Raw genomic sequence first — 25,081 nt, 5'->3', positions numbered from 1 at the left:
TCTTTGACGTTCCCGCCCGTACCGATCGGCATGTTGGTTTTACCCGGTCGATCGTCGCGACCCGTCCACCGCTCACAACTCGCTATTGTCGCGCCGGCGGTCGAGAGCCCGGTGCGATCATGAGTACCCGCGTTGCCGTCGTTGAGCCGCCTGCGTCGTTGCCGTCCCGTCGTATCGGCGTTCCACCCTCGGTGTGTGCGGCCCTTGGCGTCGACACCGGTGACCTGCTCTCGGTGACGGGTGACGACCAGACCGCAGCCGTCGTCGAGCGTGTCAGCACTGACCACCAGGGCGTCTGTCTCGGCCCATCGCTGCGTGCGAACGCGGACGTAGCTGCCGGCGAGAGTGTCGCGCTTGAGCGCGAATCACCCGTCACGGCCGAGACGGTTCGAGTCCGACTCGACCGCTCGCTCTCGCTCACCCGCGTCGAGGAGTCGCTGCGCCGCCGGCTGACGGACACGGCCGTCACCATTGGCGACGCTGTTACGGTCAGTCACCTCGACGGCGCGCTGACGCTCCGATTCGTCGTGGACACCGTTGAACCGTCGTCGCCGGCGATAGTCGAGCCGTCGACCGACCTCGACGTGGTAACCGACGACGATCCCGACGCGGTCGCCGTGGAGACGAACGTCGACGAACCCGACCGAACCGTGCCCCAGTCGACGTACCGGCGGCTCCGCGACATCGTGACGACACGGTTAGACGAGACGTCTACGTTCGCAGCCGCCGGCCGATCCGCATCGATTGGCCTGCTGCTCTCTGGGCCGCGCGGGGCCGGAAAGACGTCCCTCGTCGAGGCTGTCGCTGCGTCGGCGGCCGCCGAGTTCGTGCCCGTCTCGGTTGCGACACTCCACGCGGCGCCGAGTGCAGACCAGCGTGACCGGCTCGACCGGGTCGTCGCGGCGACGCGCGAGACGGACCGGAGTATCGTCCTTCTCGACGACCTCGAGGTGCTCGGCGACCGCGGCACCGGGTCGTCACTCGGCGACCGGCTTCGCGAGACGGTGGACGAGCTGCGCGCGACCGCCGGAACGGTCGTCATCGGGGCGACGACAGACCCCGGACGCGTCCCGGCAGCGCTGCGTCGTGGCGGCCGGTTCGATCGGGAGATCGCGCTCGATCACCTGACCGGTGCCGACCGGTGTGACGCGCTCGACCTGCTCACCCAGGATGTCCCGCTCGCGGCCGACGTCGACCTCGAGGCGACGGCGGTCCGCATCAGTGGCTTCGTTCTCGCCGACGTGGCCGCCGTGGTTGACGCAGCCCTCGAGCGCGCGGTTCGGCGGGCTGGCGAGCCGACCGTTGGGCAGGCGGACCTCGACCACGCCATCGACGAAATCGAGCCGACTGGCCTCCGGACCGTCTCACTGGAACTCCCCTCGGTGTCACTAGATGACGTCGGGGGGCTTTCGGCCGCCAAACGCGAGATTGTCCGGACGGTGTACTGGCCGCTCGCGTACGCCGACCGCTTCGAACGGGCCGGAATCGAGCCGCCATCTGGGGTGCTGTTGTACGGCCCCCCAGGGACCGGGAAGACGCTGCTCGCGCGCGCCGCGGCCGGCCTCAGCGATGCGAACTTCATGTCGGTGAACGGCCCCGAGCTGCTCGACCGCTACGTCGGCGAGAGCGAGCGCGCGGTCAGAGAACTGTTTGTGACCGCCCGCGAGAGCGCTCCTGCGGTGGTCTTTTTCGACGAGGTCGATGCGATCTCGTCGGCCCGTCGCGGGGACGACACCGGGGTCGGCGAGCGTGTCGTCTCACAGCTGTTGACCGAGCTCGACGGGCTTGAGCCGCTCACGGACGTCGTGGTCGTCGCGGCGACGAACCGCCCCGAGACGATCGACGAGGCGTTGTTGCGGCCGGGTCGCATCGAGACGGCTGTCGAGACCCCGCTGCCGGACCGCACGGCTCGCCGTGAGATACTGGCTATCCACACGCGAGAGACGCCGTTGTCCCCCGGCGTCGACCTCGACGCCGTGGCACGACAGACCGCCGGGTACAGCGGTGGCGACCTTGCCGCGCTGATTCGCGAGGCGGCGATGCTCGCTATCGAGACGACGCTGACCGACGGCACCGCGGCCGCCGATCCGGCCGCGGACGTCACCGTCAGTCGCACGGACGTCGAGCGCGCGCTCAAGGAGACCGAACCGTCGGTCGATCCGGACGGCCGGTGGGACGTCCCAGCGGAGTGATCGTGGTGCGGCGTCGGTTCACCCGCGCGTCTCGTGCAGGTTGAGCACGAAGTACGCGATGGCGAGCGCCGTCACCAGCTCGACCGCCGAGACGAGCCAGAAGGCGGTGTTGAACCCAAGACCGGTGTTCTGTAGCGTCGGAAGCGCGAACAGCGCTCCCGCCGCGATGACGAAGCTAACGCCGATGCCGACGGCGGATCGAACGTTCAGTACCGCGACTTCAGTCTCTGGTGTGTCTGACATTGCGTGATAAAATACGTCGGCAGCGGGTCGATTCGTCGGTCGGTGCCTCAGTCGGCGGTTGCCGCCTCACCCGCGGACGGCTCAGGTGCGTCGCTGTCCGGAAGGATGGCGCGGCTGCGCAGCAGCACGAAGCCGAAGCCGACCTTCGCGGTCACGTCGAGCACCATAAAGCCGAGCGTCTCGACGCCGAGACCGACGACGCCGGCACCCTCGGTGCCGATGATCCACAGGATTGGGTACGCGGTCCACAGGACCGCGACGAGTACGGTTAGCGTGTTGAACGTGCTCTGGACCTCAGCAGAGCGCTGCTTCGCAGCGCTTCGGAGGCTGGTGAGCAGGTAGTACAGCACGAAGATGAACGCGATCGTACTGACGAGCCACCACGTGTACCGTGCGAGCATCGTCTGCGAGAGCGCGCCGATGAGACCGGTAACGATCATCAGGGCGTCGACGCCGATGAGCGTTCCAATCGAAACGCGGTCGACCTTCGCGAGCAGCGCGAGGTCGAGCAGCAGTAGCGGCGTGGTGAAGAGCCAGTCCGCGTACCGCGCGTAGTAGATGTCGAGCGTGCCGCGCCCAGCCACTTCGACCTCGGTCAGTCCGATGCCGAAGAACATCGACAGATACGCAGCCGTCGCGATTCCCGGCACCAGGATCGTGATTGCGTAGTACTCACGGGCCTCCTCGTCGGTGACACCCCATCCCTTCGCGATGAAGTAGAAGGTCCCGATGAGCATCAGTAGCGTCCCGATTCCCAGCCACAACGTTTCTGGCCGACCATCCCCCAAAAGGTCGAACCCTGCCTGCATCACTGTCGGATCCATATTGCGACTCAATATATACACTATTAGGTAATGAACGATAGGCCGACATAGTAAGGATCACAGCACAGCCCGAATAGAAGCGCCCACGTCGCCGTCTCCGACTGGTTCTGTCCATGTTGTGTGCCACATCGGCGTGGAATCCACCGGAAGTGACAGCAGTACAGCAGTACGTGTGACCCCCACGACGCCGCCGACCCTTACTAGTAACCCAAAATCACATCGCCGAGGCATTCCATGTACAATCATGGCCGAAGAAAACGCCGAGGAGGAGCTAACGGAGGCCGAATCGACCGCCGAAGAGCGTGTGAGCGAGCAGACGGGGGATGCGATGGCGCTCGACGTCGAGGCGCTGGAGGCGTACGAGTCGCGCGTGGACGAACTCACCGACGCGCTTGAGGACCGCGAGGAGACCATCGAGGAGCTCGAATCGGTCGTCGAAGCCCAGTCAGAACAACTCGACCGGCTCGAAAACCAGTTCCTCGACCTCTCTGCACGCGTGGCCGACGGCCGAAACCTTGGGGTGTGCCCGGAGTGTAACGGACCGACCGAGAAGAAAGAACGGCTCTTCCGGAGCGACACAATCGAGTGTAACCGGTGTGGCCACGTGGTCCACACGTACTGAGCCGGCCGTAACTCGTCGCGAGTCCGCAAAATAACAAGCCCTAAGAGCGGCGTCGTCGACCATTTTGCATGCCTATGCGGGCCGTTGACCGGTTGGGGCTCGCCGACGCGGTCACAGTGGCCAACGCCGCCGTTGGGTTTCTGGCCGTCCTCGCCGCCACCATCGACCTTGCACTCGCCGCCAGACTCGTCCTCGTCGCCGCCATCGCTGATGGCCTTGACGGTGTCGTCGCCCGCCACCGTGGGTCGACACCCGCGGGTCCGTACCTCGACTCGCTGGCCGACGTCGCCTCCTTTGGCGTCGCGCCCGCGACCATCGTCGCCGTCGCTGTACTTGCGTCGCCGGCACCCCTGGGGTCTTGGCTCGTCGTGGTCGGCGTCGCCGTCGCCGCGCTGTTCGTCGCGATGGGCGTCGCTCGACTCGGAATGTACACGGCCTACGACAGTGAGTGCCGCGAGACCGTCGGCGTGCCGACGACCCTCGCGGCAACAATCCTGTCAGCCGCCGTTCTCGCGGGGTACACCGATCCGCTACTGCTCGTTGTCGGCGCTGCGGCCTTCGCGCTCCTCATGGGATCGTCGGTTCGGTACCCGGACCTCCACGCGCAGGACGCGCTCGTGATGGGACTGGTGCAGGCGGCCGTGGTGGTGACGCCCGTCGTTCGTGCGGTCACGGACGCTGTCCCGGTGTGGATCGGCGAGGGATTCGCGTTCGCACTGTTATTCCTCGCAACCGGGTACCTCCTATTGGGGCCGTGGCTCTACTGGGGTGACGAGACACGTCGACGCAAGGCGGATGTCGACCGGTTGTGAGTTGTTGATATTCCCCTGCGCTGAAGCGTGAGACGTTCGCCTCGATTCTCCGTCATCGGGTATCAATCATAGTCGTGACTCATCGAGCAAGAGTGAAACGAACGGTGTACTTCCCGCTGATTATAACAGCGCTTCGACGTCGTCGTGTCGGGTGATATCGACACCCTCCTCCGTGACGACGGCGACGTTGATGCCGTTTCCGGACGCGAGGTCACGCTCGACGGCCGACTGGATCGCCTTTGCGGCGACAGTCGTAGCCTCGTCGATCGAGAGGTCCTCGTCGTACTCCTGTTCTAACACACCGAGTGCGTACTGCGATCCGGAGCCGGTGACGGTGTACTCCTCTTCTGTGGTGCCACCAAGCGCGTCGATCGAGTACACGTGTGGACCCTCATCGTCGACGCCGCCCAGGATCGGCTGGACGATGAAGAACGCGCCCGTTCGCAGGAGATTCCCGGTGAGCGTCGAGAGCGCTTCCATCGACATATCGTCGCCGCGACGGGTCTCGTAGAGGCTCGTCTCCGCTTTGAGCGTGGAGATGAGATTCTGGGCGGCGGAGACAGAGCCGGCGATCGTGAGCGCACCGCGCGGGTGAATTTCTTCGACCTTCTGGACGTCCTTCGAGGAGACCATTCCACCGAGCGAGGCGCGCATGTCGGTCGCCATGACGACGCCGTCGGCCGTCTTGATCCCGACCGTCGTCGTCCCGGTCTTGGTCTCGCCCTCGCCGTCCGCCTGCGCGGCGCGACGTTCTGTATGTTCGAACTCGCCGAGTTCCGGTCCGAAGACCGGCTGGTCGCGGCCGAGATCGGCGGACAGCCCGTTCGAGGAGTCATCGGTCGGTGTTCGCATTACCAAATTGTTGGCCCCTCGCGTTCATAAAGGCAACCCTTCGTGGACCGGACACCGGTTCCGACGGGTCTTTGTGTGGGCAGGGCGCTTCCTTGGCGACGAGGTCGGCGGCTTGTCCTAGTCTCTCTCTTCCGATTCCGTCCGTTCGTACGCCTCACCGGTGGTCTCGACGAGCCGTCGGATGGGAAGTGTGATACCAAGTTGTTCACGAGCGAACACGGCCACCGGGAACACCGATATCCCGACGGCGACGGCCGTCTGATGTGCGCCGAAGAGCACCGCGGTGCGGATGCGATCGAACATGACTGCTCTGTCGTCGTCAGTGTGGTCTCACATATAAACATTTCGGGCGCACAACGGAACTGACACCGCCGCAGTCTAGCAGTTTTCTCGATCAGGCGCTTTGTGTCCGCCCGTCAGCTCTGACGCCGGTAGGTAGCGTATCAGCGTGCCAGTAGATACGCGTCGTCGGCATAACGTACAGAAATATTCGAGCGCACGTCCGCCTCGCATCCATCCGGTGTGGCTCGCCCTGTCGCGTGGCTCGGTGCGTGTCGGCCGGTACCGAACCGGCTATTATTACTCGTCTCCGTGTTCTGGTCGTGAAAAACGTCACCGACCGCACGCACAACCCGTTCGGGATGCAGCCTGACTGCCCGTCGTTCGTGCCTGGGTACGGCGACGCCAACGCCGATTTTCACGTCATCGGCGACCACCCTGGCGTTCACGGCGGCCTCGAGGAGTCGATACCGTTCACCGGCAAGTCGTGGTCTCCGGCCCTCTTCGATGCGCTTGCGGAAGCCGGGCTTGTGACCGACGCCGACGCGGCCACGGTGAACCACACCTTCTTTTCGTATCTCCACATGTGTCTCCCAGATGGCGACCCTACGCCGTCGTCGTACGACGACATGGAGCGGTTCTTCGACGCGGAGCTCCGCGCTATCGCTGCACATGTCCTATTGCCTGTTGGCGCACGCGCGACCGAGCACGTCCTTGAGACGTACACGGCCCGTGCCTGGAAGACGGAAATCGACATGGAAACACTCCACGCTACCGAACTCCTCGGTTCCGGCTGGCTCGTGGTCCCGATCCGTGACCCCGCCACGTGGGAGGCAAACGACGTAACCCAGTTGATTGAGGCCCTACGCGACATCCAGTCGACAGACTTCCGTCGCGAGAGCGACCTCGGTCGGTTCTTCGCCGGCAACGATCCGTACCTGGTTCGGTGAGTCGGTGCCGGCAACCACGTCACCAGCTGGGGTGTCAGTCAGACCGCAGCGATCGAAACCGTTGCATTCTGACCCCTGACTGCCGACGCTATCTGACGTTCGGACTGAAACAGCGCGTAATTTGTTACGATCGCTTGAGGTCGGGCGGTTTTGGGGGTCATATTTGTCGCGAGACCGCGGATTTTATACAACACCTCTCTTCCAGACAGACGACGCCCGGAGCGGTCGGGCGTCGGCCGCAGGACTGGTACTCCACACGCGGCTTGGTCAGGGCCGACTCACCCGAGTCGGTTCTTTCTCGATCGAGCACCTACGCTTCCCGTGGGTCCGAACGCCCGTCGGTTTCGGTCGCTTCCGTGAGGAGCGCCTCGATGTACTGCCCGACGTGGTCGTCTAGCCGCCGCTTGAATCCACGCTGACGCGCAAGCCGGTCGAGTTCTCGTGAGACGTAGGTGCCGTACTGTACGGCCTTCTTCTCGGCCGTTCGTACAGACTCGGGGACGCGGTCCATCGCGGCGCGCCGAAGTGCGATCTTCCGCGCTGTTGGCGTCGCGAGCAGTGACGCCGGCACCCGAAGCGCAGCCGCGACGAGAGCGTCGTCCAACAACGGTGCGACCGGCTCGACGCCGGCCGCTCGAAGCGTGAGCACGTCACGTTCGAGCTGTGCGGGCAGCGTCCGCACCGTTTCGGTTCGCGCACCGCGCACCGTGTTGGCGTCGACGCGATGGTCGTCAGCCGGCTTGACGACCTTACTATACCCACCGAACAGCTCGTCGGCCCCCTGGCCGACCGCTAGTCGGTCGGCCCCGTCGGCCGCGGCTGCCTTTGCAGTCAGGTACAGTGGGACAGCGATAGCGAGGTCCATAGGGTTTCGTCGACCGGTCGCGAGTGCGACGTCCACGACGGCTCGCCGGAGTGCATCGTGGGTGATATCCACCACTCGAAGCGTGCGATCCATCGCGGTCGCCGCCTCGCGGGCGGCCGCAATGTCGTGACATCCCTCGAACCCGGCGACGTAACACGGCGCGTCTGGCGCCCCACTTGCGACGAGGGCGGAGTCGACCCCCCCGGAGAACGCCACCGCGAGCCCTCCGGTGGATTCCTTGTTGCGTTGTCCGTCGCGGGCGTTGTCCTCGCCGGCTCCGTCATCCTCGGCGGCTCCGGCAGCTTCGTCTCTAGCAGCTTCGTCTCTATCAAGTGTTGCGAGCGCGGCCGTCAGCGCCGACTCGACGGCCGCCTGTGCCCGCGCCGGTTCGGCGGCCGACGGTTCCGGGAGCGACCAGCACTCGACGGCCCCGTCCGCAGCAACGACCGTTCCCGGCGGAACTGGTTCGGGAGTCGTAAGCGAACCAGGGTCGAACCCCCACGCGTCTGGTTCGGTCGGATCCGCGGCCGTCGCCTCCACGAACAGCGGCTGGCGACCGAGCACGTCTCGGACGAGCACGGGGCCGGCTCCATGTTCGGTGCCGGACCACGCCGACGCGTCTACCTGCAGGCTCCCAGCGAATCCACCAGTGCCAGGAAGTGGGTCGCGGGCTCGCATCGCGGCTCGGATGGTTGCGGCGTCGGCTCCACGGAGGGCGTCGTGGTCAGGGGGCTGTGTGTGGTCTCTTGACATCGAGTGAGGGAGGTCGTCTGTCACCGTAGGTCGGCGATGGTTCGAAGCGCACGTCGCTTGGCGCCGCCGGCGAATTGTCTGAGTGAGACCCGCCAGGGGGTCCGTCGGCCGACCACGCTCGTGCGGCCGTCGACGATCGCACGAAGGATTGCGGCGGCGTCACGCTCGTCGGTGTCGACTTCGGTCACCGCCTGTCCGACCATCTCAGAGATATGCGCGTCGCTGCCGGCGGTCGTTGGGAGACCGTTCCGGAGCGCGAACCGCTCGGCTCGCCGGTTCGCTCGACCGGTGAACAATCGGGAGTTGTACGCCTCGATTGCGTCCGCGCTGGCGAGTGCCTCCGCAGAGATGTGCGCGGCAACACCGTGGCGCGTCTTCTGGAATGGGTGTGGAACGACCGCGATCCCGCCGTCGGCGTGGATCCGGTCGAGCGTCTCCGTGAAGCCGAGACCGCTCGGGATCAAGTCGTCGATGCCGAACGCAAGTACGTGACCGGCCGCGGTCGTCACCTCCATACCCACGATACCAACGAGCCCGTACTCGGCAGCGCGTTCGGCCGCGTCGATACTCGCGTCGATCTCGTCGTGGTCGGTGACCGCGAGCGCGTCGAGCCCGACGGCGGCCGCCTGCTCTAAGAGGAGGTCGACCGGGTCCCGGCCGTCGTGTGAGAGCGCGGAGTGGGTGTGGAGCTCGACCGATAACACGGCTTTGTGTTCGCGTCTCGGCTAAAAAAACTCCCCGGTACGGGGGCCCTGTGCCCGCTCGATCGGAGCCGACCCGACACGGACACCCTTAATAACCCGTGCGGCGTCGTTCACGATGGGAACAGCACAGCTGCGGATCCGACGCGCCGGGGATTGTTTCGCCCACGGCTTGGGAACGTAGCAGTGCGCCGCCGTCGCCGCCCCTGCGGTCACCGCGGCTCGTATCGACGAGTCGTCCCGTGGTCCGTATCTCGCGGCGGCGCGGTCACCGTCGACGCGGTTGTGCCGTTCCAACCCGACCAATGGCACGAATGCATACACGCCGTCGCGGCTCGTCCGGATCGGACAAGCCGGCGGCAGACGAGAGCCCAGAGTGGAGCGACGTCGACCCCGAAGACATCGAGTCTCGCGTCGTCGAACTACACGAGAACGGACACGACCCCAGCGTCATCGGCATCAAACTGCGCGACGAGGGCGTCACGGGCACCCCAGTCCCGGACGTCAAGCTCGCGACCGGCAAGAAGATCACCGAGATCCTCGAGGAGCACGACGCGGCCACGGACATCCCTGAGGACCTCAAACACTTGTTAGCGCGTGCGGTACGCCTGCACGAGCACGTCGAACAGAACGGCCAGGACTACCAGAACAAGCGGGCACTCCAGAACACGGAGTCGAAGATCCGCCGCCTCGTGAGCTATTACGACGGCGACGAACTCGACGAGTCGTTCGTCTACACCTACGAGAACGCGGCCGAACTCCTCGCCGACGAGTGAGTACGCCGTCAACCCACTGACCCCCACCCGAGACGTGACCGACGCTACCGTCGATACGGCGCCTGCCCCTGATGCGCTCGCGCGCGTCCTAGCGGAGGCACCGTTCGTGCGGCTCGTCGCGACCGACGACGGTGACGCGCTCGCAGCCGCAGGGGTGCTTGCTCGCGCACTTCGAACGTGCTCGGTGCCGTTCCACCTTCGCGTCGCGGCCGACCCGCATCCGGAGCCGAGCGACGACGACCGCGCGGTCGTCGTTGGTGCCGACCGTGGACCACATGCGGTCGCGGGGACACGCGTCCCGGTGAGCGTCACAGCATTCGCGGTCGCTCGGGCACTCGGTGCCGACCCGGACCCGGTGACCGCGCTGGCCGGTGTCGTCGCGGCCGGGTCGACGCCCGGCGGTGACGGTTCCGACGCCGTGCTCACTGCGGCCGAGTCGGCAGGACTCGTCGCGCAACGACCGGGCGTCGCGGTGCCGACTGCGGCGGTCGTCGACGACCTCGCGGCCTCGACACTGGTCCGGATGCCGTACTCCGGTGACCGCGACGCGGTCCACACAGCGGTTGCGTCCCTCGAGCTCCCCGCGGAGCCCGGAGCGGATGCCCACCGCCGACTCGCCTCGCTCGTCGCCGTCGACGTCACGACGGCCACAGACGCCAGTACGGAGAGCGCGACCGCGGTCGAACGGGCGCTCGGTCCGTACGCCATCGCCACCGACGACGTCCCCTTCGAGACGGTCGGCGGCTACGCCGACGTGCTCGAGGCCCTCGCACGGGAGGCTCCTGGGACGGGAGTGGCACTCGCGTTGTCGGTCGCGCCCGACGACGACCTCGTCGCCGCCGCACTCGACGCGTGGCGTACCCACGGAACGACGGCACACGCCGCCCTCGATGCGGCGACCATCGGTCGGTACGACGGGTGTGCCGTGTTTCGGGTGGACGCGACGCAGCCGGTGTTGCCGACGGTCGCCCGGCTCGCCCGCGACTTTTGTTCGCCAGAGCCGGTCGCGATCGCCGTCAACGAGGCTGCCGGTCGTGTTGCGGTCTCCGCGACGGAGCCGTGTGCGATCGGTGACGCCTGTCGGGCCGCCGCCCGGGAGACCGACGAAACCGGATGGGGAACGCCTGCTCGCGGCGGCATGGACGTCGCTGGGGACCCGACAGACGCGCTCGCTGCGCTCCGGGAGGTCCTCTGATGAGCGGCGACTCGCCGCCAGACGCGCGCCAGGCGACGATCCGAACGACACACCACGCGGCCGACCTCATCGCTGAGGCGCTCGCTCCCGATGACACCGAGTCGACGGCGGTCGCTGCCGACGGCGACACCGTTGTCTGCCATATCGAGCGGCCGACGACGGGTGGGCTCCGGTCCACCGTCGACGACTACGTGGTGAATCTTCGAGTTGCAGCCCGCATCGTTGAGCGCGCGAGCGAACATGCAGACACGACCGATGCACAGCCGACCGACACGCAGCCGACCGGTACAGCCCGCACGACCACACAGACAGACCACACAGACACCACATGAGTGAACGATCCGTATCCAAGAGCAGAGGAGAAAAACGCTGGTACGAGATACTAGCACCCGAACAGTTCGACCGCGCCACCCTCGGTGAGACGCTCGCCGAGGAGCCGACACAGGTCGTCGGTCGAACGATCACGACCACACTCGGTGAGCTCACCGGCGACTCGAGCGCGAACAACACCAAGCTCACGTTCAAAGTGACGGACGTGGGCAGTGACACAGCGTACACCGAGTTCGTGACCTACGAGCTGACGCGCGATTATCTGCGCTCGCTGGTCCGACGCGGCGCCTCGAAGGTCGAGGCGTCGATCACCGTTGTGACGACGGACGACTACCGTGTCCGCGTCCAGCCGGTCGCGCTCACGACGAAGAAGGCCGACCGGTCTCAAGAAAAGGCGATCCGCCGCGTCATGATCGACAAGGTGAACGCCGCCGCAGCCGAGCGCACCTTCGAGTCGTTCGTCGACGCCATCGTCGACGGCAACCTCTCGTCTGCGGTCTACGCCGACGCGAAGACGATCTACCCGCTGCGTCGCGTCGAGGTTCAGAAGCTGACCCTCGAAGCGCGCCCCGAGGAGATCGCCGCCGAAGAGGAGGCAGCCGTCGACGTTGAGGCCGACGACGTCGCCGTCGAGTAAGACGGTTCTGCTGACCTTCTTTCGCTACTGTGCGCCTCCAGAGCCGCAGGTCGATTCGCCCGCTCGTCCGGGAGACGAAACGTTGAAGCGGCGTTCTCTCGATCGTTAGGTATGGAACTGCGGGTTATCGAGAAGACGGACGCCGAGTTGCGGATCGAGATCGCCGGCGAGAATCATACGTTCATGAACGTGCTGAAGGGAGCGCTCTTGGAGACTGACTCCGTCGACGCGGCGACGTACGATATGAACCCGGAACAGTCGGGCGGCCAGACGGACCCGGTGCTCACGGTGAAGTCGGTGAGTGAAGACCCGCTCGATGCACTCGAGACGGCGGCGGCCGCGATCACTGACCAGACGAGTGCGCTGCGCGACGCGGTCTCAGCGGCCTAGGTCCAGTCGATCGACCGTCTGTGGGACCGTCTCACGGCGTTTGTGCTACGACTTCGGTCGCACACGCGCGCAGCGTCCGTCGTCCGCGAGTGGCCCGATTCTCGCCCGATTCGAGGGACCATACCTAAGTACTGACTCCCCAATCGTGAGGTATGCCGCCGAGCGTGCTTATGTTAGGTTGGGGGTATCCGCCGAACATTACCGGCGGGTTAGATGTTCACGTCGGAGAGCTCTTCTCTGGACTCCGCGACACCTTCGACGTGGACGCGAAGCTCGTGTTGCCCGCCGAACTCGCGCCCGAGGACGAGCCGGGACTCGAAGGCGTCGAGACCGGTGAGGGTGACGTCGCAGCCCGGGTCGGCCGGCTCAGCGACCGGTTCGTCGAGCTCGCGCCGTCGTACGACGTGATACACACACACGACTGGTTCGGGTACGGTCCTGGCCGGGAGGCCGCCCGCGCCTCGGACGCGACGTGGGTGTCCTCGTTCCACTCGCTCGCGAGCGATCGGAACATCGACCCGCCGACCCGCGAGGTCGAGACGGAGCGGCGGCTCGCAAACGCCGCCGACACGAACATCGCCGTGAGCGAGATCGTCCGCGAGGACATCCGCGAACTGTACGGCGCAGACGCCAGGGTGGTGTACAACGGCTTCTCGACGCCGGAGTTTTCTGGTCGGGACGTCCGCGGTGACCTCGGCATCGACGGCGAGATGCTCTTTTTCGTCGGCAGACACACAGACCAGAAAGGGATCGCACACTTGTTGTACGCGATGAAGAAACTCCGGGCCCGCGATGTCACGCTCGTCGTCGGTGGTTCTGGCCACCAGACCGAGCAGCTCAAGCGGTTTAGTGAGCTCATCGGGATCGATGACCAGGTGACGTTCGTCGGGTACGTCCCCGAGGCCGAACTCGGCGACTACTACGCTGCTGCTGACGCGTTCGTCTCGCCGTCGTTCGCCGAGCCGTTCGGGATCACGATCACGGAGGCGCTCGAGGCCGGCACCCAGGTGGTCTCGACGCGGTGTGGCGCCGCGGAGGTCCTCTCCGACGACTGTCTCATCGAAGTCACACCGGACTCCGAATCGATCGTCGACGGGCTCATCACGGCGTTAAACCGCGAGTCGCCCCCGACGTACGAGCGCCGCGACTGGTCTGCGGTCGCTGAAGACACGCTCGCGGTGTACGAAGACGTCGCATAGCCGGGGGGCTGGGTCCTTATCATGTCTCGCTCGGCCGGTAGACGTCGACCTCGGTCACCGCTTCCGGGTGGCTGATGCGGAATCCCGCGACGGTCTCGACGACGCCCCGCGTACTCTCGACTGCACCTCGGTACGGCGTGCCGTCGTCTTCGCGCGCGCCCGCGCTCTGATACGGTGACGTGTACGGCGAGTCCTGGACGGGCTCGTCGAAGTCTTCTGGCGGCAAGTAGATCCGTTCGCCGCCCGCAGAGCGCACCACCACGGCGACGTCGCGGCTCCCGCTCACCTCGATGACGGTCCGGTCCGCGGTGACGTGTGTGTCGATGTCGACGTCCTCCATGCCAACGAGTGCAGCGGCGAGCGGCTTAGGTGTGGGGGTGTCGTGGTCGGCGGGTTAGGTGTGGGTGTCGTGGTCGCCTCGAAGCGACGCATCCGCCATCCGATCTGGTGTCTCCCATTACGTTGGGGATCCAATACGATCGCCGCGCAGTCGGGCGATTAAGTACAGAAGTAGTAATTATTTCATCGCTGATTCGCAAGCAATATATATCGCTCTCGACTCCAACGATGCGAGGCTAAACTATCATGATCGACCATACGACAGACGACGCGTCGGCGACCGAGCGGGACTCGACGCGGCGACTTGACCGTCGGACCGTACTGAAAGCAGGTGCAGCCGCAGGAATCGCCGGACTCGCCGGCTGTTCGGGCGGCGGTGGCGGCGACGACACGATCACGTTCGGTGCGATCCACCTTCTCTCCGGGTTCGCGTCGGTGTACGGCGAGTCCGCACAGTTGGGCTACGAGATGGCCCGTGAGGAGATCAACGCCGACGGCGGTATCGACGGCCGAGAGATCGAGCCGCTCATTTACCGTGACAGCGAGGGGAGCGGTCCGACCGGCATCGAGGCCGCCCGATCGCTCGTCGAAGAGGAGAACGTCGACGGCCTGATCGGCCTCGACTCCAGTGGGGTCGCCCAGCAGGTCGCTCCAATCGCCGAACAGCTCCAGACGCCGTTCATGATCACGCACGCGGCGACACCGTTCGTCACCGCGACCGAGGGGGAGAACGCGGTCGGGAACGACTACGTGTTCCGCGACGGTGTCAACCTCTCACAGAACGTCTACGGCGCCGCGAAGATCGCCGAGCGGCTCGACGGACAGTCGTGGACGACGCTCGGCCCGAACTACGCGTTCGGGACCCAGTCGTGGGAGTACTTCAAGGCGTTCACCCAGGGACTCGGACTCGGCTACGACTACCTCGACGACGCTGCCGCGTTCCCCGAACTTGGCGCCAGCGACTACACCCCACAGATCAACAAGGTACTCGGCGGCGAACCCGACGGCGTCGTCGTGAGCCTCTGGGGCAGCGATCTCGTCACGTTCATCAACCAAGCTCAAGAGACCGCTTTCTTCGACGAAGTCGACCATGTCGTGTTGACGCTCGGCGCCGCAACCGACGCGCTTCGACCGCTCGGCAGCGACATGCCGGACGGGCTCTGGGCGGGGACTCGCTACTGGTTCGAGACGCCAGACACGGAGGCGAACCGCACGTTCGTCGAGGCGTTCGTCGAGCGGAACGACCAGCAGCCGTCGTACAACGCCCACAACGCCTACGTTGGTCTGTATCTCTACAAACAAGCGATCGAAGCCGCCGGCAGCGCCGCGACCGACGACGTCATCGGCGCACTCGAAGGCATGAGTACGTCGGCACCGATCGGCGAATTCACGATCAATCCGGAGAGCCACCAAGCGGTCCTGCCGGCCGTCTGGGGCCAGACCGCCTACTCCGAAGAGCTCGGACTGAGCCGGCTTGACCCGGTCGAGCGCATCGACGCACCGCCGGAGACTATCCGGTCGCTCCTGGCCGACTCCGAGTACCCGGCGGGCGTCTAAGATGACCGCCGGTCTCCCGATTCAGGAGATCCTCACCGGCCTGAGCATCGGTAGCCGACTCTTTTTGGTCGCGCTCGGGTTGAGTCTCATCTTCGGCGTTCTCGGCGTGCTCAACTTCGCACACGGTGCCTTCTACATGGTCGGGGCGTATGCGACTGCCTCCCTCGTCGGCGCTGTCGGGGGGAACTTCTGGGTCGCGGCGGTCGGTGCCGCGCTCACGGTCGGGCTCCTCGGGGCCGTCGTCGAATACGGGCTTATCCGCCGGATATACGACCGAAACGAGCTCGATCAGCTCATCCTCACGTTCGCGCTCGTGTTGATCATCAGCGACCTCACGCGCACGATATGGGGCTCCGGCACCCAAACGGTCGAGACGCCGGCCGCGTTCGCGGGAAACGTCCCGGTGCTTGGCGTGAGCTTCCCGGCGTACCGATTGTTCGTCATCGTCGTCGCGTTCCTCGCGATGGGCGTCTTCTGGTACGTCCTCACGCGAACGTACGTCGGCCAGCTCGTGCGCGCCACCTCGAGTGACCGCGACATGGCGGCGCTTCTCGGCGTCGACGTCCCGCGGCTGTACACCGGCGTCTTCGCCGTGGGAAGCGTGCTCGCCGGACTCGGCGGCGCGCTCACGACGCCGATTCAGTCGTTCACGCCCGCACTCGGCGACCAAGTGATCATCAACGCCTTTGTCGTCGTCGTGATCGGCGGTCTCGGGTCGTTTACCGGCGCGTTCGTCGGTGCGATGCTCATCGGACTCTTCCAGAGCTTCGGCGTGCTTGTCGCCACCGGCGTCAACCAGTTGCTGCCGTTTTTGGCGATGATCCTCGTGTTGATCTTCCGACCCGAGGGGCTCTTCGGAGGTGAAGAGCTGTGAGCAACATCCACCCACTCGTCGAACGCCCGCCCCGATCCGTGGTGGCTGTCGTCGGCGTGCTGCTCGTCGTCGCGCCGCTTGTGCTCCCGTCGTTCCAGACGTACCTCCTGACCGAGGTGCTGGCACTGGCGTTGTTCGCGACGGGGTTCAACCTGCTGTACGGCTACACCGGGCTGCTCTCGTTCGGGCACGCGATGTTCTTCGGGACCGCCGGCTACACCGTCGGGATCTTCATGCGCGACGTCGCCCCCGGGCTCGGCCTCGGTGGGGCGACGCCTCTCGTCGGCTTTCTGATCGCCGGCGTCCTCGGCGTGCTCGTCGCGGTCGCGGTCGCGGTGCCCGTCGGCTACCTGAGCGTCAGACTCGAGGAGATCTACTTCGCGATGATCACGCTGTCGTTCAGCATGGCGCTGTACGTGCTTGCGATCCAGAACTACCTCGGGCTGACGAACGGCAGTGACGGCTTCTCCGTCATCCTCGGCACGGCGACGCTTGGTGGGTTTGAGCTCGCGCTGTACGACCGGGTGACGTACTACTACCTAACGCTTCTCGTCGTGGCTCCAGCGATGTACCTGCTGTGGCGGATCGTTCGGTCGCCGTTCGGGTTGGTCTCGGAGGCGATCCGCGAGAACGCAGAGCGCACCGGCGCACTCGGCGTCGGTGTCCGCACCCACCGGTGGGCCGCGTTCGTCATCTCGGCGCTGTTCACCGGGATCGCCGGCGTGTTAATCGCGCCGCTACACGGCTCGCTGTCGCCCGGTGCCAACCTCCACTGGTCGATCAGCGCGGAGCCGGTGATCATCACCGTCTTCGGCGGCCCCTACACGTTTATCGGCCCGACGATCGGCGCGTTCTTCTTCGAGTACATCCGCTGGGGAATCACGCAGTTCCCCGTACTTGAGGCCCACTGGCAGCTGATCTTCGGGACGCTCATCTTGGGGATCGTGTTGTTCGCCCCGCGGGGTGTCTCCGGATTCGTCTCCTGGGTCGTCTCGCGGGCCACCGGAGGTGAGTCGGCGTGACGACGGTGCTCGAGACTGAGTCGCTTCGCCGGCAGTTCGGTGACCTCGTCGCCGTCGATGACGTCTCCGTCGCGATCGACTCAGGAGATATTACGTCGATAATCGGCCCGAACGGGGCCGGTAAGACGACGTTTTACAGCCTCCTCACCGGCGCACTCGAGCCGACGGCCGGCCGAGTGTTCGTCCACGACGCAGCCGACGGGCGCGAGGAGCTCACCGGACGCCCCACCCACGAGGTCGCCCAACGCGGGCTCTCGCGGGCGTACCAGATCAACAACAGCTTCCCAGGGATGTCGGTGCTCGATAACCTCCGAGTCGCCCGAATCGCGGCGACCGGCCGGTCCAAAGAGCTTCGGACGCGCTATTGCGACGACGCAGGACTCGCCGAGAGCGCCCGCGACGTCCTTGAGTTAATGGACCTGATGGACGTCGCAGAGACGACCGTCTCGAACCTCAGTCACGGTGACAAACGAAAGGTCGAGATCGCGCTCTCGTTGGCGACCGATCCGACGGTGGTGTTACTCGACGAACCAACCGCAGGCATGAACCCCTCGGAGTCTGCGGACATGGTCGAGTTGATCAAAGACATCGACGAGACGACGGAGACGACGTTCGTGCTCACTGAACACGACATCGACATGGTACTCGACATCAGCGACCGCATTCTCGTGTTACACCAGGGGCAGCTGATCGCCGACGGGCCGCCGGCCACGGTGATGGACGACGAGGCGGTCACCACGGCGTACCTGGGGGAACAGCCATGAGCGACCCCGTACTCTCCGTCTCCGACATGCACGTCTACTACGGCGACAGCCACATCATTCACGGGGTCGACCTGACGATAGACGAAGGAGAGGTGGTGACACTGCTCGGCCGCAACGGGGCCGGCAAGACCACGACGATGCGTGGAATTGTGGGTGTCGCCCCGCCGCGACAGGGAACCGTCACCTATCGCGGGGAGTCGATTGCTGGTGACGCACCCGATGCGATCTCCGACCGTGGAATCAAACTTGTTCCGGAGGATCGGCGTGTCTTCCCGACGCTCTCGGTCCACGAGAACCTCACGTTGGCGAAGCGGCTCGCACCCGACTCGACACAGACGGTCGCAGAGATGTACGAGGTGTTCGAGCCGCTCGCCGCGCTCAAACAGAGTGCGGGTCAGAACCTGAGCGGTGGTGAACAACAGATGCTCTCTGTCGCTCGGGCGCTGGTGCAGGACCCGGACGTGTTGCTCTTAGATGAGCCCACAGAGGGGCTCGCGCCCGTGATTGTCGACGACCTGCAGTCAGTGCTTGCAGACGTCGTCGAGCGAAACGTCACCGTCTTACTCACCGAACAAAACGTGAAGTTCGCGTTCGAATTAGCTGAGCGGGGCTACATCATCGACAACGGAGAGATGGTGTTTGACGGGACGACCGAGGAGATCCGCGAGCGCGACCAGCTGATGCGCGATTACCTCTCGGTCTCTGGCGCCGATCTGTAGTCGGCGACGCGCCGCGGTCGGGCGCCTGGAACCGCTCGTCGGCGACGCACCGCAGTCGCTGCGAGTGAACCCTTTTGTGCGGTGCCGGCGAAGAGCGACGTGATGGACGTCACCGATCGTGCCGAGGAGCTCGCCTCCGACCTCGGCGCAGACACCGCGGAGGTCAAAGCGGACCTCGAGAACCTCCTCGAGTACAGCGTACCCCTCGACGAGGCGGTACAGAGCGTGCGGCGAAAACACGGCGGCGGCGACGGCGGGGGCGGCGCGACGCCGACGTCGGTCGATCTCGCGGAGATCACCACCGACCACGGGAACGTCACCGTCACCGTGCGCGTGCTCACCCGAGGGACTCGCTCGATACGCTACCAGGGCGACGACCTCACGATCCACGAGGGCGAGCTCGCAGACGAGACGGGAACGATAGATTACACCGCCTGGCAGGACTTCGGCTTCGAGCCGGGCGACTCGCTGACGATCGGCAACGCCGGCGTTCGCGAGTGGGAGGGAGCCCCCGAGCTCAACCTCAACGACTCGACGACGGTCGCAATCGCCGACGAGCCGGTCGCAGTCGACCAGCCGGTCGGTGGCGAGCGCGACCTCGTCGAGATCGCCGCGGGCGACCGCGGACGGACCGTCGAGGTGCGCGTGCTCGACGTCGACGAGAAGACGATCTCCGGGCGCGACGGCGAAACCGATATTCTCGAGGGAGTCCTCGGCGATGAGACCGGTAAACTGCCGTTTACTGACTGGGACCCCACGCCGGCGCTCGAGGCGGGCGCCGACGTTCGAATCGAAGACGTCTACGCGCGGGAGTTCCGTGGCGTCCCCTCGCTCAACCTCACGCGATTCTCGACGGTGACGCCGCTGTCGGAGTCGATCGCGGTCGCGGACGAGGCGCCACACCACTCGATCGCCGCGGCGGTCGACACCGGCGGGATTTTCGACGTCACGGTGACCGGCACGGTGCTCGAGGTGCGTGACGGCTCGGGGCTGATCGAGCGCTGTCCGAAGTGTGGACGCGTGATACAGAACGGCCAGTGCCGGAGCCACGGCGCGGTCGACGGCGAAGATGACCTCCGTGTCAAAGCAATCTTCGATGACGGCACCGACACGGTCACCGTCGTACTCGATGACCAACTAACCGCGGACGTGTACGGCGGGGGGCTCGAAGACGCGCTCGCGGCCGCCACGGAGGCGATGGATAAAGACGTGGTTGCGGAATCGATCGCGGCCGACCTCGTCGGCCGGACGTACACGGTTCGGGGGAGTCTCTCCGTCGACGAGTACGGCGCCACACTGGACGCGACCGCGTTCGAGCCGGCGTCGGAGGACCCGGCGGCGGCCGCGCTGGCTACGCTCGCGGAGGTGCGCCAATGAGCGACGATGGACCAGGGACGCGCGAAGTGGCTCACCGGGTGTTTGCCGCCGAGTTTGACGATGCTTCGCTGTCGTACTCCGAGAGCGACGAGGAGCGCGCACCGAACTACGTGGTGACGCCTACCGGCGCGCGGGTCAATCGGCTGTTCGTTGCGGGCGTGCTCACGGAGGTCGAGCGCGTCAACGACGAGACGAGCCGTGGTCGCGTCGTCGACCCCTCGGGCGCGTTCGTCACGTACGCGGGCCAGTACCAGCCGGACGAGCAGGCGTTCCTCTCGCGGACGGAACCGCCGGCGTTCGTCGCGCTGACCGGGAAAGCGCGGACGTTCGAGCCGGACGACGGCGACCGGGTGTTCACGTCGGTGCGGCCCGAACGGCTGAGCGAGGTCGATGCGGCGACGCGTGACCGATGGGTCGTCTCGGCGGCCGAGGCGACGCTCGACCGGCTCGCCGTGGTCGAGCGCGCACTTGAATCCACACTCCGGGGTGACGACCTCCGCGACGCGCTCGCGGCTGCCGGTGTGCCGGCGGCGCTCGCGGCCGGGATTCCCTTGGCGTTCGACCACTACGGCACCGGATCGGCGTACGTAGAGGCGGTTCGCCAGCTCGCGGTGGACGCACTGGAGCTCGTCGCTGGCGAGCGCGACGACGTCAGAGCCCCTTCGATCGAGCCCGATGCGGCCGGTGCGGTCGAGATCGGGCCGCTCCCGGAGACGGACGTCCGGATCGGAACCGACGCTGCAGACGTCACGATGGAGACCGCCACGGAGACTGTAGCCGACCCCGACATCGATGTGGACGAGGCTGAATCTATCGGGGAGTCTGCTGTCGGTGTCGAGGGTGCTGTGACCGAGACCGAGGCTGGGGCTTCTGTGTCTGAGGCTGGAGTTGCGGCTTCAGAGACCGATTCCGAGCCTGCAGCCCCCGAGACTGACCTCGAGACGGAAGCCGTTGAGTCCGAGGGTACCGACGTCGACGCCACGGAGGGTGACGTCACGGAGGTCGATGCCACAGAGGTCGACGACGCCACTAGTGCGACCGACCCGACGCCTGCGTCGTCGCCGACGACCGACACCACCGGTGCCGACACGACGGCGACCGACACCGCGGAGCACGACGATAGTCTCGACGAACTCGACGAGCTCGGGAACTTCGATGCGGGACTCGACGACGGGTCGACGGCTAGCGAGGAGGCGTCGACTGGGGCATCAGATACGGGTGACGACGAGCTGTTCCAGCTCGACGACGACGAACGCGAGGAGATCGAAGCGGAGTTCGGCACCGACTTCACGACGGGGTCGGAGGTCGACGAGCCCGGTGCCGCCGACATCGACGTACCGAGCCCAGACGAGTTTGAGGCGGTCGAGACGGGCGCGACAGACACGGGCGTTGCGGTCACAGACGACGCAGGTGTTGACGCGGCGTCGACTAGCGATACAGACACAGGCGCCGATTCGACCGCGACCGCCTCAGGTGACACGGACACTGATTCGACCGCGACCGCCTCTGCAGATACGGACACTGATTCGACCGCGACCGCCTCTGCAGATACGGACACTGATTCGACCGCGACCGCCTCTGCAGATACGGACGCCGATTCGAGCGCGGACGACGCGGATGCCGGTACGCCGGCGGTCGACCTCGAAGACGCGGTCGTCAAGGCGATGTCGTCGCTTGACGACGGCGATGGGGCTGACCGCGAGGCGGTCGTCGAACAGGTCGTCGACGGGCATGGGGCCGAGCCGGACGCGGTCGAGGACGCGGTTCAGGACGCGTTGATGAGCGGCAAGTGTTACGAGCCGGGCGAGGACGTGCTCAAAGCCATCTGATGGCGCGGGTTGACCCCGTCGTTGGCGAGCCAGCCGCGGTCGCCGACCTCGGTGCACAACGGGCCTTGCTCGTCGCTGACGTCCACGCCGGCATCGAGGCCGGCCTCCGGTACGAGCGCGGCGTCGAACTCGCCGACCGAGCCGACGAGCGCCGCAGCCGACTCTTGGAGCTCATCACAGAGACGACACCAGACCGTGTCGTCGTCCTCGGCGACCTCGTCCACCGCATCGGCGCGCCGGACGGCGACGAGCAAGCGGAACTCGAGGCGCTCGTCGCGGCGGTCACGGATCGCGTCCCACTGACACTCGTCGAGGGGAACCACGACGCGGGCGTCGCGGAGGCGGTCGGGCCGGCTATCGACGTGGTCGACCCGCGGGGCGGGGTACTCGGCGAAGCCGACGCGACACACGACCTGCCGGAGGGTGGTTCGATTGGCGTCCTCCACGGCCACACCTGGCCCGACCCCGCGTTGTGGGGAGCCGACGTGATCTGTGTCGGTCACGAACACCCGCAGGTTCGACTCGAAGACGCGGTCGGTGGGTCACGGACGGCCCGCGCGTGGCTCCGCGGGCCGCTGTCGCCCGCGGCGTTTGCGGGCAGTAGTGGTGGGACGGACTTTCGTGAGGCGGCAGTTAGCGAGGCGGACCCTCGTGAAACGGACGCAAAGCGGTCGTTCACCGGCGATCCCCCGGAGCTCGTGGTGTTCCCGGCGTTCAACGAGCGCTCGGGCGGGACCTGGATCAATGTCGCGGGCGACGACTTCCTCGCGCCGTTTCTCCCGGATGGGCTCGCGGCAGGTGACGCCTACCTCCTCGACGGGACGCGCCTCGGTGACTTTCGGTCGATCTGAGCGATGGACCGCCGTGGTCGTGGCGGGCAGGTCGTCACGCTCACTCGACTGCATCGTCCGACAACGACCACCCGTCGTCGGCTTCGCTCGCTCGCTCGTCGGCCGGCAGGCGGCCGTGTCGGTACAGCGACTCCAGACTCTCGAGGGTGTGGGTCACGTCGTACGCCTCGACTGCCGCCCGGGTGTTCCGCTCGGTCGTGAGACACGACTTGATGGCGTCGGCCATCGCCTCAAGATCACCGTGGACGTACCGCGCGCCGTTTTCTGGGCCGATGGTCTGATCGAACGGGGGGACGTCGGCCGCAACGACGGGCGTCCCGCAGGCGTTCGCTTCAAGGGTCGACAACCCGAGCGTGTCGCCCGTCGAGGCGGTAACGAAGGCGTCGAGTGACGAGTAGAAGGTTGGGAGGTCCTCGCGTGGAAGAAAGTCACGGAGATCGACGTTTGTCGGCGCCTCGCGTTCGAGCTGCTCGCGCCGGGGGCCCTCGCCGACCACGACGAATTGGTATTCGTCGAGCCGCTCGGCGACTTGGAGCACGTGTTCGACGTGTTTTTCAAGACTCAGCCGGCCGCTGTAGCCGATCACGGTTGCTTCGGGGTACCAGTCGGTCGCCGTCGGTTCGAAAAAGTCCGTGTCGATACCGACGGGCAGGGGGACGTGTTCGACGTCCCGGTCGATCCGCGCGGTCGAGGCAGTCACCACGTCGAAGCTCGCGAGCAACGCGGTCTCGAGTGGGACGTACAGTCGCGAGAGCGCGCCTGCGATCGTCTCGCGCCCGACGCTCTGTTCAAAGTACTCCTCGATCGGCGTGTGATGTGTGTAGATCGCCGGGAGGTCGTTCGCGTGTGCGTAGTAGCGGCCGAGCAGGCCGACGGGGGCGGGCCCGTGACAGTGGACGACGTCGAGGTCGGGTAGCGACGCCGGCCAGCGGAGCGTCGGGATACGGTAGCCTGAATAAAACGGGTTCGGCAGCGACCGAACGGGGAGCTCGTACGGGCCCGGTTCGTAGTCGCCGTCCGGGTAGACGACGTACACCTCGTGGCCCCGGGCTTCGAGTTCCGCCCGCCAGAGGTCGATCGTGTAGGTGACGCCGTCGATCCCCGGAAAGTAGCTGTCGGTGAAAAAGCCGATCCGCACTCACACCACCTCCGTGTAGAGGTCGGCGTAGTCGTCTGCGAGTGTTTCGAGCGCGAATGCCTCGCTGCGGGCGGCCGCGTTCGCGCCGAGTCGATCGCGTAACGCCGGGTCGGTGAGGGTGTCCAGCGCGTCGAGGACGGCCTCGACGTCGGCGTCGGCGTCGACCTTCAGACACTCCTCGCCGTCTTCAAGCCACGCGAACGGCTCGATATTGCGGACGAGCGGGGGTGTGCCGGCGGCCATCGCCTCGAGAAGCGCGATTCCCTCGTTCTCCTCGTGGGTCGGGAACAAAAAGATGTCTCCGGCGGCGTACGCGCCGCGGATGTCTTCGACGTAGCCCGTAAAGGTGCAGTTGTCGGGGGCGGTGTCGACGAGCCGGGTGGTCTCACGGCCCTTCAGCGAGCGGTCGAGCGGGCCGAACCACGCGAAGTCAAGCTCGGGCCGGCGCCTGGCGGCTTCGACGAACGTCTCGAGGCCCTTGCGTTTGATCACGTGGCCGACGAGAAAGACGACGGGCGGAGAGAGATCGTAGCGGTCGAGATACTCGTCGCGCAGCGCGCCGGCACCCGCGAGCTTCTCGTGGTCGACCCCGTTCGAAATGACGCGGGTCGGCGCGTCGGTGTAGTCGGCTATCACCCCACGGTTGTACGTCGACGGGCAGACGAGCGCGTCGGCGTGGCCGTACGCCCACTCGAGGTACGGACGAAGCGGACGCGCGAGTGCATTCGTGAACCGGAAGCTGTCGCCGAAGTCCTCGGCGGTCACGTGGGTGTTCGCGACGACTGGGATTCCCTGTGTGGCCGCGCGCTTCGCGTACCACACCGAACGCGGACCCACGAGGTTACAGTGGAAGACGTCCGCGTCGAGTGTCGGCTCGGTCGTGTAGGCGATGTCGAGGTGGTCGAGCATCGTCCGTTGGTGGGCGACCGACTCGCGGATCCCGCCGGTGACGTGGGCTTCGAACTCCAGGTAGTGGCTGACCCTCATCGCG

27 protein-coding genes are annotated in these 25,081 nt (G+C 66.1%); 18 read left to right on the top strand and 9 right to left on the bottom strand.

The window, feature by feature from the left end:
* The first annotated feature begins 119 nt into the window (after nucleotides 1-119).
* Nucleotides 120-2,192 (top strand): AAA family ATPase, encoded by a 2,073-nt coding sequence (locus tag ACWUI7_RS11635; RefSeq protein WP_496642385.1) that lies wholly within the window; start codon nucleotides 120-122, stop codon nucleotides 2,190-2,192.
* A gap of 18 nt (nucleotides 2,193-2,210) precedes the next feature.
* On the opposite strand, the gene ACWUI7_RS11630 is transcribed toward ACWUI7_RS11635, so the two are convergent.
* Both ACWUI7_RS11630 and ACWUI7_RS11625 read right to left on the bottom strand, forming a co-directional pair.
* On the bottom strand, nucleotides 2,211-2,435 hold the full coding sequence (locus tag ACWUI7_RS11630) for a hypothetical protein (protein WP_496642384.1): 225 nt from the start codon (nucleotides 2,433-2,435) through the stop codon (nucleotides 2,211-2,213).
* 47 nt (nucleotides 2,436-2,482) lie between these two features.
* On the bottom strand, nucleotides 2,483-3,259 hold the full coding sequence (locus ACWUI7_RS11625; RefSeq protein WP_496642383.1) for a bacteriorhodopsin: 777 nt from the start codon (nucleotides 3,257-3,259) through the stop codon (nucleotides 2,483-2,485).
* A 244-nt stretch (nucleotides 3,260-3,503) separates the two neighbouring features.
* Here ACWUI7_RS11625 and ACWUI7_RS11620 point away from each other — a divergent pair, with 244 nt between their 5' ends.
* Complete coding sequence (locus tag ACWUI7_RS11620) at nucleotides 3,504-3,881, top strand: SlyX family protein (RefSeq protein ID WP_496642382.1); 378 nt, start codon at nucleotides 3,504-3,506, stop codon at nucleotides 3,879-3,881.
* A gap of 68 nt (nucleotides 3,882-3,949) precedes the next feature.
* A complete protein-coding gene (locus ACWUI7_RS11615; protein WP_496642381.1) occupies nucleotides 3,950-4,693 on the top strand; it encodes a protein sorting system archaetidylserine synthase in 744 nt (247 codons plus the stop codon).
* Between the two features lie 120 nt (nucleotides 4,694-4,813).
* Here the strand turns inward: ACWUI7_RS11615 and psmB are convergent, their stop codons facing one another.
* Nucleotides 4,814-5,545, bottom strand: a complete 732-nt coding sequence (psmB, locus tag ACWUI7_RS11610) for an archaeal proteasome endopeptidase complex subunit beta (protein WP_496642380.1) — start codon at nucleotides 5,543-5,545, stop codon at nucleotides 4,814-4,816.
* Between the two features lie 117 nt (nucleotides 5,546-5,662).
* Nucleotides 5,663-5,848, bottom strand: coding sequence for a hypothetical protein (locus ACWUI7_RS11605; RefSeq protein ID WP_496642379.1), 186 nt, complete (start codon nucleotides 5,846-5,848; stop codon nucleotides 5,663-5,665).
* A gap of 299 nt (nucleotides 5,849-6,147) precedes the next feature.
* Between ACWUI7_RS11605 and ACWUI7_RS11600 the strand changes: the two genes are divergently transcribed.
* Entirely contained in the window at nucleotides 6,148-6,774 is a 627-nt protein-coding gene (locus ACWUI7_RS11600; protein WP_496642378.1) for a uracil-DNA glycosylase family protein, read from the top strand.
* A gap of 310 nt (nucleotides 6,775-7,084) precedes the next feature.
* Here the strand turns inward: ACWUI7_RS11600 and ACWUI7_RS11595 are convergent, their stop codons facing one another.
* Together ACWUI7_RS11595 and ACWUI7_RS11590 are read right to left on the bottom strand one after the other, a co-directional pair.
* Nucleotides 7,085-8,392, bottom strand: a complete 1,308-nt coding sequence (locus ACWUI7_RS11595) for an asparagine synthase C-terminal domain-containing protein (protein ID WP_496642377.1) — start codon at nucleotides 8,390-8,392, stop codon at nucleotides 7,085-7,087.
* A gap of 20 nt (nucleotides 8,393-8,412) precedes the next feature.
* Entirely contained in the window at nucleotides 8,413-9,096 is a 684-nt protein-coding gene (locus tag ACWUI7_RS11590; RefSeq protein WP_496642376.1) for a PHP domain-containing protein, read from the bottom strand.
* Nucleotides 9,097-9,398: 302 nt separating this feature from the next.
* Between ACWUI7_RS11590 and ACWUI7_RS11585 the strand changes: the two genes are divergently transcribed.
* From ACWUI7_RS11585 to ACWUI7_RS11560, 6 genes are all read left to right on the top strand, one after another.
* Nucleotides 9,399-9,869 carry a 30S ribosomal protein S15 gene (locus tag ACWUI7_RS11585; protein WP_496642375.1) on the top strand — a complete coding sequence of 157 codons (471 nt, stop codon included), beginning with the start codon at nucleotides 9,399-9,401 and terminating at the stop codon, nucleotides 9,867-9,869.
* Nucleotides 9,870-9,903: 34 nt separating this feature from the next.
* Complete coding sequence (locus tag ACWUI7_RS11580) at nucleotides 9,904-11,064, top strand: exonuclease RecJ (protein ID WP_496642374.1); 1,161 nt, start codon at nucleotides 9,904-9,906, stop codon at nucleotides 11,062-11,064.
* Entirely contained in the window at nucleotides 11,064-11,396 is a 333-nt protein-coding gene (locus tag ACWUI7_RS11575; protein ID WP_496642373.1) for a KEOPS complex subunit Pcc1, read from the top strand. The genes ACWUI7_RS11580 and ACWUI7_RS11575 overlap by 1 nt, the downstream gene beginning before the upstream one ends.
* Nucleotides 11,393-12,031: a 30S ribosomal protein S3ae gene (locus ACWUI7_RS11570; RefSeq protein WP_496642372.1), complete on the top strand. Its 639-nt coding sequence runs from the start codon at nucleotides 11,393-11,395 to the stop codon at nucleotides 12,029-12,031. The genes ACWUI7_RS11575 and ACWUI7_RS11570 overlap by 4 nt, the downstream gene beginning before the upstream one ends.
* Nucleotides 12,032-12,142: 111 nt before the next feature.
* The gene (locus tag ACWUI7_RS11565) at nucleotides 12,143-12,421 is read left to right on the top strand and encodes a DNA-directed RNA polymerase subunit L (protein ID WP_496642371.1); all 279 of its coding nucleotides are present in this window, start codon (nucleotides 12,143-12,145) and stop codon (nucleotides 12,419-12,421) included.
* Between the two features lie 170 nt (nucleotides 12,422-12,591).
* Nucleotides 12,592-13,620: a glycosyltransferase family 4 protein gene (locus ACWUI7_RS11560; protein WP_496642445.1), complete on the top strand. Its 1,029-nt coding sequence runs from the start codon at nucleotides 12,592-12,594 to the stop codon at nucleotides 13,618-13,620.
* A gap of 19 nt (nucleotides 13,621-13,639) precedes the next feature.
* On the opposite strand, the gene ACWUI7_RS11555 is transcribed toward ACWUI7_RS11560, so the two are convergent.
* Complete coding sequence (locus ACWUI7_RS11555; protein ID WP_496642370.1) at nucleotides 13,640-13,960, bottom strand: DUF7510 family protein; 321 nt, start codon at nucleotides 13,958-13,960, stop codon at nucleotides 13,640-13,642.
* Nucleotides 13,961-14,205: 245 nt separating this feature from the next.
* Here ACWUI7_RS11555 and ACWUI7_RS11550 point away from each other — a divergent pair, with 245 nt between their 5' ends.
* The 8 genes from ACWUI7_RS11550 (at nucleotide 14,206) to ACWUI7_RS11515 (ending at nucleotide 22,952) form a co-directional block, all read left to right on the top strand.
* On the top strand, nucleotides 14,206-15,516 hold the full coding sequence (locus ACWUI7_RS11550; protein WP_496642369.1) for an ABC transporter substrate-binding protein: 1,311 nt from the start codon (nucleotides 14,206-14,208) through the stop codon (nucleotides 15,514-15,516).
* A gap of 1 nt (nucleotide 15,517) precedes the next feature.
* Nucleotides 15,518-16,390 (top strand): branched-chain amino acid ABC transporter permease, encoded by an 873-nt coding sequence (locus ACWUI7_RS11545; protein ID WP_496642368.1) that lies wholly within the window; start codon nucleotides 15,518-15,520, stop codon nucleotides 16,388-16,390.
* The gene (locus tag ACWUI7_RS11540; RefSeq protein ID WP_496642367.1) at nucleotides 16,387-17,412 is read left to right on the top strand and encodes a branched-chain amino acid ABC transporter permease; all 1,026 of its coding nucleotides are present in this window, start codon (nucleotides 16,387-16,389) and stop codon (nucleotides 17,410-17,412) included. Before ACWUI7_RS11545 ends, ACWUI7_RS11540 begins: the two co-directional genes overlap by 4 nt.
* Nucleotides 17,409-18,176 (top strand): ABC transporter ATP-binding protein, encoded by a 768-nt coding sequence (locus tag ACWUI7_RS11535; protein WP_496642366.1) that lies wholly within the window; start codon nucleotides 17,409-17,411, stop codon nucleotides 18,174-18,176. The genes ACWUI7_RS11540 and ACWUI7_RS11535 overlap by 4 nt, the downstream gene beginning before the upstream one ends.
* The gene (locus ACWUI7_RS11530) at nucleotides 18,173-18,895 is read left to right on the top strand and encodes an ABC transporter ATP-binding protein (protein ID WP_496642365.1); all 723 of its coding nucleotides are present in this window, start codon (nucleotides 18,173-18,175) and stop codon (nucleotides 18,893-18,895) included. Before ACWUI7_RS11535 ends, ACWUI7_RS11530 begins: the two co-directional genes overlap by 4 nt.
* Nucleotides 18,896-18,997: 102 nt before the next feature.
* Complete coding sequence (locus ACWUI7_RS11525) at nucleotides 18,998-20,272, top strand: Single-stranded DNA binding protein (RefSeq protein ID WP_496642364.1); 1,275 nt, start codon at nucleotides 18,998-19,000, stop codon at nucleotides 20,270-20,272.
* A complete protein-coding gene (locus tag ACWUI7_RS11520; protein WP_496642363.1) occupies nucleotides 20,269-22,101 on the top strand; it encodes a hypothetical protein in 1,833 nt (610 codons plus the stop codon). The genes ACWUI7_RS11525 and ACWUI7_RS11520 overlap by 4 nt, the downstream gene beginning before the upstream one ends.
* Entirely contained in the window at nucleotides 22,101-22,952 is an 852-nt protein-coding gene (locus tag ACWUI7_RS11515; RefSeq protein WP_496642362.1) for a metallophosphoesterase, read from the top strand. Before ACWUI7_RS11520 ends, ACWUI7_RS11515 begins: the two co-directional genes overlap by 1 nt.
* A gap of 40 nt (nucleotides 22,953-22,992) precedes the next feature.
* Here ACWUI7_RS11515 and ACWUI7_RS11510 read toward each other — a convergent pair whose 3' ends face one another.
* Both ACWUI7_RS11510 and ACWUI7_RS11505 read right to left on the bottom strand, forming a co-directional pair.
* The gene (locus ACWUI7_RS11510; protein WP_496642361.1) at nucleotides 22,993-24,090 is read right to left on the bottom strand and encodes a glycosyltransferase; all 1,098 of its coding nucleotides are present in this window, start codon (nucleotides 24,088-24,090) and stop codon (nucleotides 22,993-22,995) included.
* Nucleotides 24,091-25,077: a glycosyltransferase family 4 protein gene (locus ACWUI7_RS11505; protein ID WP_496642360.1), complete on the bottom strand. Its 987-nt coding sequence runs from the start codon at nucleotides 25,075-25,077 to the stop codon at nucleotides 24,091-24,093.
* Nucleotides 25,078-25,081 lie beyond the last annotated feature (4 nt).

The sequence above is a fragment of the Halorubrum orientale genome (genome assembly GCF_059623105.1).
Note: the sequence above shows the minus strand (reverse complement) of the source record. Positions and strands in the feature narration are given on the sequence as shown.